Raw genomic sequence first — 15481 nt, forward strand, 5'->3', positions numbered from 1 at the left:
TGCCTTGGGTTTGGCGCCTGGGCGAAGATCGCGCGCCGCGAGGGTGTCAGAAATTTTGTGTTCGGGCATAACATGAGTAAGAGGTGCATGTATGCCAACCAAAAAGAAACCCTTGCGTGACCTGCCCAAAATCCCCAAAGAACTGCTGGAGCAGTTCGGTGAGGGCCTGATGACTGCAGAGGCTATCGAGGATGCCTCTGCGGCGTTCAAGAAGGCCTTGATCGAGCGCGCCCTGCATGCCGAGCTCGGCCACCACCTGGGTTATCCGCCGGGCGCGCAGCGCCCAGAGGATGAAACCAATCAACGTAACGGCAAGAGTGGCAAGACGGTTTTGACCGGCGATGGCCCCTTGCGGCTGGAAATCCCCCGTGATCGGGACGGCAGTTTTTCGCCTATTTTGATCCCCAAACATGAGCGGCGTTACACCGGTTTCGATGACAAGATCATCGCCATGTACGCTCGTGGAATGACGGTCAGAGAGATCCGCGCCTTTCTGTCCGAGCAGTATGGGACGGATGTTTCACCCGATTTCATCAGCTCTGTGACAGACGAGGTCCTGGAAGAAATTGGCGCGTGGCAGCAGCGGCCGCTGGAACCCATGTACCCGGTCATTTTCTTTGATGCACTGCGGGTGAAGATTCGCGAAGAAGGCCTGGTGCGCAACAAGGCCATTTACCTGGCACTGGGCGTTCTACCCGACGGGACACGCGATATCTTGGGCATCTGGATTGAGAACACCGAAGGTGCGAAGTTCTGGATGAAGGTGTTCAACGATCTCAAGACGCGTGGTGTCGAGGATGTGCTGATTGCCGTGACCGATGGGCTTAAGGGCATGCCAGAGGCCCTCAGCGCAGTGTTTCCAGAGACGACGCTACAGACGTGCATCGTGCACCTGATCCGCAACAGCCTGGACTTTGCAGCCTGGGACAAGCGACGGGCACTGGCCAAGGCACTTAAGCCGATCTATCAGGCCATCAACGCCGAAGCGGCTGAGCAGGCACTCGATGAGTTTGAAAATGGGCCCTGGGGCAAGCAATACCCAACGGTCGTCGCGGCCTGGAGACGCGCCTGGGATCGAGTGATTCCCTTCTTTGCCTTCCCGCCTGCCATCAGGAAAGTAATCTACACCACCAACGCCATCGAGAGTATCAATGCCCAGCTGCGTAAGATCATCAAGACCCGGGGCCATTTCCCGAACGATGACGCAGCCACCAAGCTGATCTGGCTGGGGCTGCGAAACATCACGGCGAACTGGGGCTCAGCGGCGCATGATTGGAAAAATGCGATGAATCAATTCGCGATTTTGTACGGAGATCGGTTCATCAGGCCGACCTGGTGAAAATCAGGGCCTGCCTGACGGCAGGCCGTTACCGGCCCGCACACAAAAAATCTGACACTTCCGGCGCCGCCCGCGCGGCGCGATCTTCGCCATCCCGCAACAGCAACGCCCTCCATCCTACACCCACTACCTTTAATTCCCCGTGAACACCCGTTCACCCATCCCCCTCTCTCCCGTACACTGCGCGATTGCGACAGTGTTTGTCGCATTGCCGAAAACCTCTGTAAAACAAGGTTTAGCGCTGTAACAAGTTGTCGCCTGGCAGCAAGGACAGGCGCCGATCAGTCCTTACAATCCCCTCATCGCTCGCCACTTCCAGGCCAGCGTTCCTCTTCAGGAGACTCAGATGTCCGTTGAGCAAGCCCCGGTGCAACGTGCCGATTTCGACCAGGTCATGGTTCCCAATTATTCTCCGGCGGCCTTCATTCCTGTGCGAGGCGAGGGCTCCCGCGTCTGGGACCAGTCCGGCCGTGAGCTGATCGACTTCGCCGGAGGTATCGCGGTCAACGCCCTGGGCCATTGCCACCCTGCGCTGGTCAAAGCCCTGACCGAACAGGCCAATACCCTCTGGCACGTATCCAACGTCTTCACCAACGAGCCGGCCCTGCGCCTGGCACACAAGCTGGTGGACGCGACCTTCGCCGAGCGGGCCTTCTTCTGCAACTCCGGCGCCGAGGCCAACGAGGCCGCCTTCAAGCTGGCCCGTCGCGTTGCCCATGACCGCTTCGGCCCCGAGAAGCACGAGATCATCGCCACCGTGAACAGTTTCCACGGTCGCACCCTGTTCACCGTCAGCGTCGGTGGTCAGCCCAAGTATTCCGACGGCTTCGGTCCGAAGATCACCGGCATCAGCCACGTGCCGTACAACGACCTGGAAGCACTCAAGGCACAGATCTCCGACAAGACTTGCGCCGTGGTGATCGAGCCGATCCAGGGCGAGAGCGGTGTGGTGCCGGCCGACAAAGCCTACCTGGAAGGCGCCCGCAAACTGTGCGACGAACACAACGCCCTGCTGATCTTCGATGAAGTGCAGACTGGCGTGGGCCGTACCGGTTCGCTGTACGCCTACCAGCATTACGGCGTCACCCCGGACATCCTGACCAGCGCCAAGAGCCTGGGCGGCGGCTTCCCGATCGGCGCCATGCTGACCACCACCGACCTTGCCAAGCACCTGGCCGTTGGTACCCACGGCACCACCTATGGCGGCAACCCGCTGGCCTGTGCTGTGGCCTGCGCCGTGCTGGACGTGGTCAACACCCCGGAAACCCTTGCAGGCATCAAGGCCAAGCACGAGCGCTTCAAGGCGCGTCTGGAGAAGATCGGCCAGCAGTCCGGCCTGTTCACCCAGGTGCGTGGCGTCGGCCTGCTGATCGGTTGCGTACTCGCCGACGCCTGGAAGGGCAAGGCCAAGGACATCCTCAATGCCGCTGAGAAGGAGGGCGTGATGGTCCTGCAGGCCGGCCCGGATGTGGTGCGTTTCGCCCCGAGCCTGGTGGTCGAGGATGCCGACATCGACGAAGGCCTGGCGCGCTTCGAGCGTGCCGCGGCCAAACTGACCCAGGGCTGACAGCGCTGCGGTCCCTTCGCCGGCCCTGACCCTGGCCAGGGCCGGCGATACCTGAATTCCAGAGCGGGCGCGCGTTGAAAACCGCGCCCGTCGTTTTTCCGTGCCGACCTGTCGGCCTGTTTTCCCAAAGGAGTGACACCATGCTGGTGATGCGCCCCGCGCAAATGGCGGACCTGAACGAAGTGCAGCGTATGGCTGCCGACAGCCCCATTGGTGTCACCTCGTTGCCGGACGACGCCGGTCGCCTGGGCGACAAGATCGCTGCCTCGGAAACCTCCTTCGCCGCCGAAGTGAGCTTCAACGGCGAGGAGAGCTATTTCTTCGTGCTCGAAGACAGCGAGACCGGCAAGCTCGCCGGCTGCTCGGCGATCGTCGCCTCGGCAGGCTACTCCGAGCCGTTCTACAGTTTTCGCAACGAGACCTTCGTGCACGCCTCGCGCGAGTTGAAGATCCACAACAAGATCCATGTGTTGTCGTTGTGTCACGACCTGACCGGCAACAGCCTGCTGACCAGCTTCTATGTCTTGCCGGAGCTGGTGAACAGTAGCTGGGCCGAACTCAACTCCCGTGGCCGCCTGCTGTTCATGGCCTCGCACCCTGAGCGTTTCGCCGATTCGGTGGTCACCGAGATCGTCGGCTACAGCGACGACCAGGGCGAGTCGCCGTTCTGGGACGCCATCGGCCGCAACTTCTTCGACCTCAACTATGCCGACGCCGAGCGCTTGTGCGGCCTGAAGAGCCGTACCTTCCTCGCCGAGCTGATGCCTCATTACCCGATCTATGTGCCGCTGTTGCCGGACGAAGCCCAGGAAGCCATGGGCCAGGTCCACCCGCGGGCGCAGATCACGTTCGACATCCTCATGCGCGAAGGCTTCGAGACCGAGCACTACATCGACATCTTCGATGGTGGCCCGACCCTGCATGCACGCACCTCGGGCATTCGCTCGATCGCCCAGAGCCGGGTGGTGCCGGTCAAGCTCGATGACAGCCCGATCAAGGGCGGGCGCGCCTACCTGGTGTGCAACGGCCAATTGCAGGACTACCGCGCGGTGTTGCTGGAGCTGGATTGGGTGCCGGGCAAGCCGGTCAGCCTGACCCGTGAAGCTGCCGATGCCCTGGGCGTCGGTGAAGGTGGCAGCGTCCGCCTGGTCGCCGTCTGAACCCCAGGGTCGGTATCGAGAGATTCGCGGCAGGCAAAGACCGCCGCACAAGGAGATAGCATGATCGTTCGTCCCGTACGCAGCAGCGACCTACCCGCGCTGATCGAATTGGCACGCAGCACCGGCACCGGCCTGACCACCTTGCCGGCCAACGAAGACCGCCTCGGGCACCGTGTCGGCTGGGCCGAGAAAAGCTTCCGTGGCGAAGCCGAGCGCGCCGATACCGACTACCTGTTCGTATTGGAAAACGACGAGGGGCTGGTGGTCGGCATCTGTGCCATTGCCGGCGCCGTCGGCCTGCGCGAGCCCTGGTACAACTACCGGGTCGGTCTGACTGTCAGCGCTTCCCAGGAGCTGAAGATCTACCGCGAGATCCCCACCCTGTTCCTGGCCAACGACCTGACCGGCAACTCTGAACTGTGCTCGCTGTTCCTGCGCAGCGACTACCGTACCGGCCTCAACGGCCGCCTGCTGTCCAAGGCACGTATGCTGTTCATCGCCGAGTTCCCGGAGCTGTTCGGCAACAAAATCATCGCTGAGATGCGCGGCATGTCCGACGAGCATGGCCGCTCGCCGTTCTGGGAGAGCCTGGGCCGGCATTTCTTCAAGATGGAGTTCAGCCAGGCCGACTACCTGACCGGCGTGGGCAACAAGTCGTTCATTGCCGAGCTGATGCCCAAGTTCCCGCTGTATACCTGCTTCCTGTCAGAGGCCGCGCGCAACGTCATCGGCCGCGTGCACACCGATACCGAGCCTGCTCTGGCCATGCTCAAGCGCGAAGGTTTCAGCTACCAGGGCTACGTCGACATCTTCGACGCGGGCCCGGCCATCGAGTGCGAAACTTCGAAGATCCGCGCTGTGCGTGAAAGCCAGACCCTGGTGTTGGCCGTCGGTACACCGGGCGACGACGCCACCCCTTATCTCATTCATAACCGCAAGCGCGAGGACTGCCGCATCACCGCAGCGCCTGCGCGCCTGGCAGCCGGCACCCTGGTGGTCGATCCTCAGACCGCCAAGCGCCTGCGCCTGGGCGCCGGCGACAATGTGCGCGCCGTGCCGCTGTCCGCCAGCCGGGAGGCCCAGTAAATGACGACCCATTACATCGCCGGCCAGTGGCAGGCCGGGCAGGGCCAGGCCCTGCAATCGCTCAACCCCGTCACCCAGGCTGTGGTCTGGGAGGGGCAGGGCGCCGACGAGGCCCAGGTAGAGGCTGCCGTGCAGGCGGCGCGCCAGGCCTTCCCAGCCTGGGCGCAACTGAGCCTGGATGCACGCATCAGCGTGCTGGAAGCCTTCGCCGAGCAGCTCAAGGCCAATGCAGATGCACTGGCCCAATGCATCGGTGAGGAAACCGGCAAGCCCTTGTGGGAATCGGCCACCGAAGTCACCAGCATGGTCAACAAGGTCGCCATTTCGGTGCAGAGCTACCGCGAGCGCACCGGCGAAAAGAGCGGGCCGTTGGCCGACGCCACTGCTGTGCTGCGGCACAAGCCCCATGGTGTGGTGGCGGTGTTCGGCCCCTACAATTTCCCGGGCCACCTGCCCAACGGGCATATCGTCCCGGCGCTGTTGGCGGGCAATTGTGTGGTATTCAAGCCCAGCGAGCTGACCCCAAAGGTGGCCGAACTGACCGTCAAGTGTTGGATCGAGGCCGGCCTGCCGGCCGGTGTGCTGAACCTGGTCCAGGGTGGCCGCGAAACGGGGGTGGCCCTGGCTGCCAACCCGGGCATCGATGGCCTGTTCTTCACCGGGTCCAGCCGTACCGGCAACCTGCTGCACCAGCAGTTCGCCGGGCGCCCGGACAAGATCCTGGCCCTGGAGATGGGCGGCAACAACCCACTGGTGGTGGACGAAGTCCAGGACGTGGATGCGGCGGTCTACACCATCATCCAATCGGCATTCATTTCCGCAGGCCAGCGCTGCACTTGCGCCCGCCGTCTGCTGGTGCCGCAAGGCGCCTGGGGCGACGCGCTGGTCCAGCGCCTGGTCGAGGTCAGCCGCAGTATCAGTGTCGGCGCGTTCGACCAGCAACCGGCGCCCTTCATGGGGTCGGTGATTTCCCTGCAGGCCGCTCGCGCGCTCATGGCCGCCCAGGCTGAGCTGTTGGGCAAGGGCGCCGTGGCACTGCTGGAGATGACCCAGCCCCAGGCCGATGCCGCCTTGCTGACCCCTGGCATCCTCGATGTGACCGCCGTGGGCGAGCGCCCGGACGAAGAATTCTTCGGTCCGCTGCTGCAGGTGATCCGCTACGCCGACTTCGATGCGGCCATCGACGAGGCCAACAACACCCAATACGGCCTGGCCGCCGGGCTGCTGTCGGATTCGCGTGCGCGCTACCAGTACTTCTGGCTGCGCAGCCGCGCGGGCATCGTCAACTGGAACAAGCAACTGACCGGTGCTGCCAGCAGCGCACCGTTTGGCGGCGTGGGCGCCAGTGGCAACCATCGCGCCAGTGCTTACTACGCGGCCGACTACTGCGCCTACCCGGTGGCCTCGTTGGAAACCGCCAGCCTCACCCTGCCGGCGACCCTGACGCCGGGCGTCACCCTATAACAACAGGTCTCGGAGCCTTGCCGATGAAATCCTACGAAGTGAATTTTGATGGCCTGGTGGGGCCGACCCACAACTACGGTGGCCTGTCCTACGGCAACGTAGCTTCGCAAAGCAACAGCCAGCAGCAGTCCAACCCGCGTGAGGCGGCGCGCCAGGGCCTGGCGAAAATGAAAGCCCTGGCCGACATGGGCTTCAAACAGGGCGTGCTGGCGCCGCAGGAGCGCCCGGATGTGGCCGCGCTGCGTCGTCTGGGCTTCACCGGCAGCGATGCTGAGGTGATCCGCCGCGCCGCCAAGGACGCCATGCCGCTGCTGGTGGCCAGCTGTTCGGCCTCGAGCATGTGGGTGGCCAATGCTGCCACGGTCAGCCCGAGCGCCGATACTGCCGATGGCCGGGTGCATTTCACCGCCGCCAACCTCAACTGCAAATACCACCGCAGCATCGAGCACCCGACCACCAGCCGTGTGCTGGGCGCCATGTTCGCCAACGAACAGCATTTCGCCCACCATGAAGCCCTGCCGGCCGTGGCCCAGTTCGGTGACGAAGGCGCGGCCAACCACACGCGCTTCTGCCGCGCCTACGGCGAGCCTGGGGTGGAATTCTTCGTCTATGGCCGCAGCGCCTTCGACAGCCGTTACCCTGCACCGCAGAAGTATCCGGCACGCCAGACCCTCGAAGCCTCCCAGGCCGTGGCGCGCCTGCATGGACTCACCGACGACGGTGTGGTCTACGCTCAACAGAACCCGGCGGTGATCGACCAGGGTGTGTTCCACAACGACGTGATCTCGGTGGGCAACGGCGAAGTGCTGTTCTACCACGAAGATGCTTTCCTCGAGACCGACGCGGTGCTTGGCCAGTTGCAGGCTAAACTGGCCAGCAAGGGCGGCAACTTCCAGGCGATCCGTGTGCCTCGCGCGGCGGTGACGGTGGAAGACGCGGTGCGCTCCTACCTGTTCAACAGCCAGCTGCTCAGCCGCGACGACGGCTCCATGCTGTTGGTGGTGCCGGAAGAGTGCCGCAACAACGAGCGCGTCTGGTCTTACCTGGGGCAGTTGACCAGCCAGGGCGGCCCGGTCAAGGAGGTCAAGGTGTTCGACCTCAAGCAGAGCATGCAGAACGGTGGCGGCCCGGCCTGCCTGCGTTTGCGCGTGGCCTTGAAGGACAATGAACTGGCGGCGGTCAACCAAGGCGTTATCATGACCGCCTCGCTGTACGACACCTTGGTCCAGTGGGTCGACAAGCACTACCGCGATCGCCTGGGCGAGGCGGACCTGGCCGACCCGCAGCTGCTGGACGAATGCCGTACGGCCCTGGATGAACTGACCCAGATCCTGAAGCTGGGCTCGGTCTATCCGTTCCAACGCCAACCTTGAAGAGAGAACTTGTAATGTCCGATGCCCTGCGGCTGATCCTTGAAGACAACGACGGCACCCAGCTGGAAACCTCCTGCACCCGCTTTGCGGTGGTCTGGCAAGGCAAGGAGGTATGGATCCAGCAGGACGGCCGCGGCCAGCTGCTGATTGGCGTCGACGTCGAGGACGGCGATACCGAGTACGCCAACCTGTTGCTGCGCCCCATGGCCACCAACCTGGTCAGCCTGCAGCTGGAAATGGAACCAGCCGACATCGGCGACGACGACCACGTGCATGGCCCGGACTGCGGTCACGATCACTAAGGAAACGCCCTATGCTCGCCCTCGGAAAACTGCTTGACCTGACCCTGGCCGACCATGAGCCGGCCGAGAAGACGCAAGTGACCGTCGGGGGTGTGCGTTTGCGCTGGCTGGGCGAGGGCGCCCTCGAGGTGCGCCCGCCCGAGGGCAAGGACACGGGGCTGGACCTGCTGCTCTCGGCAGGTATCCACGGCAACGAGACCGCGCCCATCGAGTTGCTCGACGAGCTGTTGCATGGCGTGGCCCGGGGCGAGATCAAGCCGCGGGCGCGGGTCCTGTTCCTGTTCGGCAACCCTGAGGCCATCCGCAAGGGGGAACGTTTCGTCGAGCAGGACATCAACCGTCTGTTCAATGGGCGGCATGAATTGTCCAGCGGTGCCGAAGCCTTGCGCGCAGCGGAGCTGGAACAATTCGCCCGGGTATTCTTCAGCCTGCCCGGGCGCACCCGCCTGCACTACGACCTGCATACGGCGATCCGTGGTTCGAAGATCGAACAGTTCGCCCTGTATCCCTATAAAGAAGGGCGCCAGCATTCCCGGCGCGAACTGGCGCGCTTGCGCGCTGCAGGCATGGAGGCGGTGCTGTTGCAAAGCAAGTCGTCGATCACCTTCAGTGCCTTCACCTACGAGCAGCTGGAAGCCGAGGCCTTCACCCTGGAGCTGGGCAAGGCGCGGCCGTTCGGACAGAACCAGCAGGTCAACCTCGACCGCCTGCAGGCGCGTCTGGTGCAGATCATCGAAGGTACCGAGCCAGAGGGGGACGACAACCTCGATGGCCTGCAATTGTTCAGCGTCGCCCGGGAAATCATCAAGCACAGCGACAGTTTCCACCTGCACCTGCCAACGGATATCGAGAACTTCTCCGAGCTGAGCAAGGGCTACCTGCTGGCCGAAGACCTGGCCGAGATGCGTTGGATCGTCGAAGAGGAGGGGGCGCGTATCATCTTTCCCAACCCCAAGGTCAGGAACGGGCTACGGGCCGGGATCCTGGTCGTGCCAGACTCGGGGCAGCGGCTGGGCGCATGATTCGAGCCCTGCGCAAGGCAAGCGCAACGCTTGCCATGCGCAGGTGCCTCAATAATGTGTGCGCAATGGGACGCCTAGTTCGAGCCTCAATGCATTTTCGTTGAAGGGCGCGGGATTCGTGTCGGTCGCCGGGGTTGCCGGGTTCTGGTCGAAGTCGAAAAAGAAGCCGGTCGGTAGGCCGATTGCTTGCAGGTGAGCCCTGTTGACCTGGATATCCCTGCGATCAAGGGTTCGTATGGTCGCTTCACCTGGCAGTGTCGTGGCATTGAAGGCGTTGTACGCCTCGCAAAGGCAGCGGTAGAAATCGAACAGCGGCAGGTTTTCACTTTGCGAGTGTTGCGGGTTGAATGCCAGGTCGCCCCTTTCGGCAGGAAAACCGGCTACCCATTCCAATCGGCTGTTCTGTCTGATGTGGTGGTCGACTTCGTTCGGGTCTGCTTCCTCTGGGGCGAACAGGGTCGTTCCTTGGGTTTCGGTAATCCTGATCCGGGACCTTTTGGCCAGCTCGATCAGTAGTCGTTGGCCACATTGCGTATGCCTGAGGAAGACCAGGTGGTTGCCCACGGCCTGCTTGAAGGTATCGCTGCCTTCTATTTCGAATGTATCGTTGGCGAGCGTATCCAGAGGCGAGGGGAGCGGTTGTTCGAAGCGGGCATCATCGGCTCGGTTCCGGGCATACACGCCTTCGGTATGCGGGTCGTCTATCAAGATGTGGCCGTCAATGCGGCTTTTATCCGAACCGCTTTCCAGAAATGCCAGGCCCTGACCCACCGTGACCTGCACGTCCCCTGCGCCGGTGAATACTTGCGTGATACCACCGCCGGTGGTGATCTGGCTGTGGCCCGTTCCGGTCCGGATGATCGTCGGCGTCTTCACATCGTCCCCCACGCGGATGACGGCCTTGCCATCGCTGGTCTTGATGATGAGGGTCTGTCTGGGTGTCGGTGCGAGGATGAATCGCTGGTTTTCGATAGTGGCGAAAAGGTGGCAATCGTAGGTCGAGATATCGATGCGTGCATCGGGCGCGTGGGTCTGGATGACCATGTGGTGCTTGTGGGGGGCCCTGCTTTCGTCGAGCCACACTTGTTCCAGGTAGATGTCCAGCTTGTCGTCCCGATATTCGAACAGTTGATGGATGGTCCTGCCCGGGGTCGACGTATCGGCCCATTGCTCGAAGCCACTGACTCTTCCTGAAATGAAATAGGAGGGATTGGGATGCATGCGCTTGCCTCGTTAAGGGGTGGACTGACGCAACGGGTGTTGCGTTGGCCAGCCTATGGGGCTGCTTGGGCATCGGAGTGGTAGCTATCTAATGCATGATGGTGCGAGGGGCGTTGGGCGGGGCGTTGTCGGCGGGCAATGAACCGTATAGCCTGCGAAGGGCTATTCGAATGACAATTTCACCCAGATTGGGCATCTCGACGTACAAACACACTGCATCCGCCGTTCAGGCTGGATATAATGGCGCCCTTTGCCGTCGTTTCGTCGATTCGACGTGTGGCCGCCGTTTCCGTGGAAGAACCTATGAAAAGCGCAGAAATCCGTGAAGCCTTCCTCCGCTTCTTCGAAGAGCAGGGACATACTCGCGTCGCCTCCAGCTCCCTGATTCCGGGCAATGACCCGACCCTGCTGTTTACCAATGCCGGCATGAACCAGTTCAAGGACTGCTTCCTCGGCCAGGAAAAGCGCGCCTACACCCGGGCTGTCAGCAGCCAGAAGTGCGTACGCGCCGGCGGCAAGCACAACGACCTGGAAAACGTCGGTTACACCGCGCGCCACCATACCTTCTTCGAAATGCTGGGTAACTTCAGCTTCGGCGACTATTTCAAGCGCGACGCCATTACCTTCGCCTGGACCTTCCTGACCTCCGAAAAGTGGCTGAACCTGCCGAAGGAAAAGCTTTGGGTCACCGTCTACGCCAGCGACGACGAAGCCTACGATATCTGGACCAAGGAAATCGGCGTGCCGGCCGAGCGCATGGTGCGCATCGGCGACAACAAAGGCGCCCCGTACGCGTCCGACAACTTCTGGACCATGGGCGACACCGGCCCCTGCGGCCCCTGCACCGAGATCTTCTACGATCACGGCGCGGACATCTGGGGCGGCCCACCCGGCTCGCCGGAGGAAGACGGCGACCGCTACATCGAGATCTGGAACAACGTCTTCATGCAGTTCAACCGTACCGCCGATGGCGTCCTGCACCCGCTGCCGGCGCCGTCGGTGGACACCGGCATGGGCCTGGAGCGCATCAGTGCGGTCATGCAGCACGTGCACTCGAACTACGAGATCGACCTGTTCCGCAACCTGCTGTCGGCTGCGGCCAAGGCCATCGGTTGCAGCAACGACGACCAACCTTCGCTGAAGGTCGTCGCCGACCACATCCGTTCCTGCGGTTTCCTGATCGCCGATGGCGTGCTGCCGTCCAACGAAGGCCGTGGCTACGTGCTGCGCCGCATCATCCGTCGCGCCTGCCGCCACGGTAACAAACTGGGCGCCAAAGGCAGCTTCTTCTACCAGATCGTCGCCGCCCTGGTGGCCGAGATGGGCGAGGCCTTCCCCGAGCTCAAGGCCCAGCAGGCGCACATCGAGCGCGTGCTCAAGACCGAGGAAGAGCAGTTCGCCAAGACCTTGGAGCAAGGCCTGCGCATCCTCGAGCAGGACCTGGCCCAGCTCAAGGGCGACGTGGTGCCGGGTGACGTGGTGTTCAAGCTGTACGACACCTACGGCTTCCCAATGGACCTGACCGCCGATATCGCTCGTGAGCGCGAGCTGACCATCGACGAAGCCGGCTTCGAGCGCGAGATGGAGGCCCAGCGCGAGCGCGCCCGTTCCGCCAGCGCCTTCGGCATGGACTACAACAGCCTGGTCAAGGTCGACGTCGCCACCGAGTTTCTCGGCTATGACGCCACCGAAGGCCAGGGCAAGATCGTTGCCCTGTACAAGGACGGCCAGGCCGTCGACCAGCTGGGTGAAGGCGAGCAGGGCGTGGTCGTGCTCGATCGCACACCGTTCTACGCCGAATCCGGTGGCCAGGTGGGTGACACCGGCTACCTGCAGGCTGGCGCTGCGCGTTTCGATGTGCGCGACACCACCAAGACCGGTGGTGCCTTCCTGCATCACGGTGTGGTTGCCAGCGGTGCTCTGGTCATCGGCTCGCCCGTCGAGGCCAAGGTCGATGCTGAGGTGCAGCACGCCACCTCGTTGAACCATTCCGCCACTCACCTGCTGCACGAAGCGCTGCGCCAGGTGCTGGGCGAGCACGTCCAGCAGAAAGGCTCGCTGGTCGACAGCCAGCGCCTGCGTTTCGACTTCAGCCACTTCGAGGCGGTGAAACCGGAGCAGATCAAGGCCCTGGAAGACATCGTCAATCGCGAAGTGCGCAAGAACACTGCGGTGGAAACCGAACTGACCGACATCGAGACCGCCAAGGCCAAGGGTGCCATGGCGCTGTTCGGCGAGAAGTACGGCGATACCGTGCGTGTGCTGAGCATGGGTGGCGATTTCTCGGTGGAGCTGTGCGGTGGCATCCATGCCAAGCGCACCGGCGATATCAGCGTGTTCAAGATCATCAGCGAAGGCGGCGTGGCTTCTGGTGTGCGCCGTATCGAAGCGGTTACCGGGGCTGCGGCGCTGGCCTACCTGAACGCTGCCGAAGAGCAGGTCAAGGAAGCCGCGCAGCTGGTCAAGGGTAATCGCGACAACCTGATCGACAAGCTGTCGGCTGTGCTCGAGCGCAACCGTCAGCTGGAAAAGCAGCTCGAGCAGCTGCAGGCCAAGGCCGCCAGCGCCGCAGGGGATGATCTCTCCAACGCGGCCGTTGAGGTCAAGGGTGCCAAGGTTCTTGCCGCACGCCTGGATGGTCAGGATGGCAAGGCCCTGTTGGCCCTGGTCGATCAGCTGAAGAACAAGCTCGGCCACGCAGTGATCCTGCTGGGCAGCGAGCATGAGGGCAAGGTCGTGCTGGTGGCCGGTGTGACCAAGGACCTCTCCGGCCAACTCAAGGCTGGCGATCTGATGAAGCAAGCCGCTGCTGCGGTAGGTGGCAAGGGCGGTGGTCGCCCGGACATGGCCCAGGGTGGTGGCGTCGACGTCGCTGCGTTGGACAAGGCCCTGGCCCTGGCCGTGCCGTTCGCCGAGCAGGGACTTTGAGATGAAGGGGCAGCGGTCTAGTCGCTGCCCTTTCATGTTGGATGGTTTTTTGGGGCCCTTGAGGGCTGAGGCACCTTTGAAATGGCGTTGATCGTACAGAAATTTGGCGGTACCTCTGTCGGTTCCATCGAGCGGATCGAGCAGGTTGCCGACAAGGTCAAGAAATTCCGCGAGCAAGGCACCGACTTGGTGGTGGTGCTGTCGGCCATGAGCGGAGAAACCAATCGCCTGATCGACCTGGCCAAGCAGATCACCGACCAGCCGGTTCCTCGCGAGCTGGATGTGATCGTCTCGACCGGCGAGCAGGTGACCATCGCCTTGCTGGCCATGGCCCTGATCAAGCGTGGCGTGCCGGCGGTGTCCTACACCGGCAACCAGGTGCGGATTCTCACCGACAGCGCGCACAACAAGGCGCGTATCCTGCAGATCGACGACCAGAAGATCCGTGCCGACCTCAAGGCCGGCCGGGTGGTCGTGGTGGCGGGCTTCCAGGGTGTCGACGAGCACGGCAATATCACCACCCTCGGTCGTGGTGGCTCCGACACTACCGGTGTGGCACTGGCGGCGGCGCTCAAGGCCGACGAATGCCAGATCTACACCGATGTCGATGGCGTCTACACCACCGACCCGCGAGTAGTGCCCCAGGCCCAGCGCCTGGAGAAGATCACCTTCGAGGAAATGCTGGAAATGGCCAGCCTCGGCTCCAAGGTGCTGCAGATCCGCTCGGTGGAGTTCGCCGGCAAGTACAACGTCCCGCTGCGCGTGCTGCACAGCTTCAAGGAGGGTCCGGGTACCCTCATTACCATTGATGAAGAGGAATCCATGGAACAGCCGATCATTTCCGGTATCGCCTTCAACCGTGATGAGGCCAAGCTGACCATTCGCGGCGTGCCGGATACCCCGGGCGTTGCCTTCAAGATCCTCGGCCCGATCAGCGCGGCGAACATCGAAGTCGACATGATCGTGCAGAACGTCTCGCACGATAACACCACCGACTTCACCTTCACCGTGCACCGCAACGAGTACGAGAAGGCGCACAGCGTGCTGGAAAACACCGCGCGCGAGATCGGTGCCCGTGAAGTGATCGGCGACACCAACATCGCCAAGGTTTCCATCGTCGGTGTCGGCATGCGCTCCCACGCGGGCGTGGCCAGCCGCATGTTCGAAGCCCTGGCCAAGGAGAGCATCAACATCCAGATGATCTCCACCTCCGAGATCAAGGTTTCGGTGGTCATCGAGGAGAAATACCTGGAGCTGGCCGTTCGCGCGCTGCACACCGCGTTCGAACTCGACGCTCCTGCCCGACAGGGCGAGTAACTCGCTGCCTGGAGGGGCGCGGCTTGCCGCGCCCTTCGCGTTTCTGGCCGCTGCGCAGGCGCCTGTCCTGCCTCGTGCGGTGGCTTATCCGGGCTTGGTGCCATGTATGGCCCGGCCCAGCCAACTACAGACTGTTGTCCCTGATTGAATTGCTTGAGGAGAAAGCTATGTTGATTCTGACTCGTCGGTGCGCCGAGAGCCTGATCATTGGTGACGGCGAGATCACCGTCACGGTCCTGGGTGTCAAAGGCAACCAGGTGCGTATCGGCGTGAGTGCGCCCAAGGAAGTGGCCGTTCACCGCGAAGAAATCTATCTGCGGATCAAGAAAGAGAAGGACGAAGAACCAACCCTTTAATTTTTCTCGGTTTTTTTTCAAAAAAGGGTTTGCAAACGGGGAAGGGTCTGGTTATTATACGCCCCGTGTTGCGGTGAGGTGGCCGAGTGGCCGAAGGCGCTCCCCTGCTAAGGGAGTATACCTCATAAGGGTATCGGGGGTTCGAATCCCCCCTTCACCGCCATTTTTCGTGTAGGGCGCTGTAATTGGCCGGATCACTTAAGTCGTTGAAAATAAACGAAAAAGTGCTTGGCAAAACGATTCAGCGAACTATAATGCGCGGCAAGACACGGACTCATAGCTCAGCTGGATAGAGTACTCGGCTACGAACCGAGCGGTCGGAGGTTCGAATCCTCCTGAGTCCGCC

Annotated in this window: 12 protein-coding genes and 2 tRNA genes; 13 read left to right on the forward strand and 1 reads right to left on the reverse strand. The window is 62.5% G+C overall.

The genetic code is table 11. The features are described from left to right. Positions 1-91: 91 nt before the first annotated feature. The 8 genes from AC1MHZ_RS10940 to astE all read left to right on the forward strand — a co-directional run bounded on the left by AC1MHZ_RS10940 (position 92) and on the right by astE (position 9313). Positions 92-1339: an IS256 family transposase gene (locus AC1MHZ_RS10940; RefSeq protein ID WP_482966343.1), complete on the forward strand. Its 1248-nt coding sequence runs from the start codon at positions 92-94 to the stop codon at positions 1337-1339. A gap of 346 nt (positions 1340-1685) precedes the next feature. Continuing rightward, a complete protein-coding gene (locus AC1MHZ_RS10945) occupies positions 1686-2906 on the forward strand; it encodes an aspartate aminotransferase family protein (protein ID WP_084858290.1) in 1221 nt (406 codons plus the stop codon). Positions 2907-3046: 140 nt separating this feature from the next. After that, entirely contained in the window at positions 3047-4066 is a 1020-nt protein-coding gene (gene aruF, locus AC1MHZ_RS10950) for an arginine/ornithine succinyltransferase subunit alpha (protein WP_084858289.1), read from the forward strand. A gap of 60 nt (positions 4067-4126) precedes the next feature. Beyond that, a complete protein-coding gene (gene astA / locus AC1MHZ_RS10955; protein ID WP_084858288.1) occupies positions 4127-5152 on the forward strand; it encodes an arginine N-succinyltransferase in 1026 nt (341 codons plus the stop codon). After that, entirely contained in the window at positions 5153-6616 is a 1464-nt protein-coding gene (astD, locus tag AC1MHZ_RS10960; protein WP_084858287.1) for a succinylglutamate-semialdehyde dehydrogenase, read from the forward strand. A gap of 23 nt (positions 6617-6639) precedes the next feature. Next, complete coding sequence (gene astB, locus AC1MHZ_RS10965; RefSeq protein WP_482966344.1) at positions 6640-7989, forward strand: N-succinylarginine dihydrolase; 1350 nt, start codon at positions 6640-6642, stop codon at positions 7987-7989. Positions 7990-8003: 14 nt separating this feature from the next. Beyond that, positions 8004-8291: a topoisomerase II gene (locus AC1MHZ_RS10970; RefSeq protein WP_084858285.1), complete on the forward strand. Its 288-nt coding sequence runs from the start codon at positions 8004-8006 to the stop codon at positions 8289-8291. A gap of 11 nt (positions 8292-8302) precedes the next feature. Continuing rightward, on the forward strand, positions 8303-9313 hold the full coding sequence (astE, locus tag AC1MHZ_RS10975) for a succinylglutamate desuccinylase (protein WP_084858284.1): 1011 nt from the start codon (positions 8303-8305) through the stop codon (positions 9311-9313). Positions 9314-9361: 48 nt separating this feature from the next. Here astE and AC1MHZ_RS10980 read toward each other — a convergent pair whose 3' ends face one another. Then, positions 9362-10534 (reverse strand): M91 family zinc metallopeptidase, encoded by a 1173-nt coding sequence (locus AC1MHZ_RS10980; RefSeq protein WP_324811710.1) that lies wholly within the window; start codon positions 10532-10534, stop codon positions 9362-9364. A 303-nt stretch (positions 10535-10837) separates the two neighbouring features. Here AC1MHZ_RS10980 and alaS point away from each other — a divergent pair, with 303 nt between their 5' ends. From alaS to AC1MHZ_RS11005, 5 genes are all read left to right on the forward strand, one after another. Continuing rightward, positions 10838-13462: an alanine--tRNA ligase gene (gene alaS, locus AC1MHZ_RS10985; protein ID WP_084858282.1), complete on the forward strand. Its 2625-nt coding sequence runs from the start codon at positions 10838-10840 to the stop codon at positions 13460-13462. An 81-nt stretch (positions 13463-13543) separates the two neighbouring features. After that, entirely contained in the window at positions 13544-14779 is a 1236-nt protein-coding gene (locus AC1MHZ_RS10990; protein ID WP_084858281.1) for an aspartate kinase, read from the forward strand. Positions 14780-14946: 167 nt separating this feature from the next. Then, positions 14947-15135, forward strand: coding sequence for a carbon storage regulator CsrA (csrA, locus tag AC1MHZ_RS10995; RefSeq protein ID WP_043209419.1), 189 nt, complete (start codon positions 14947-14949; stop codon positions 15133-15135). A gap of 72 nt (positions 15136-15207) precedes the next feature. Next, positions 15208-15298: transfer RNA gene (locus AC1MHZ_RS11000), tRNA-Ser, on the forward strand. Positions 15299-15405: 107 nt separating this feature from the next. After that, a tRNA-Arg gene (locus AC1MHZ_RS11005) sits at positions 15406-15479 on the forward strand. Positions 15480-15481: the final 2 nt, after the last annotated feature.

The sequence above is a fragment of the Pseudomonas sp. FA-1 genome, assembly GCF_056856075.1.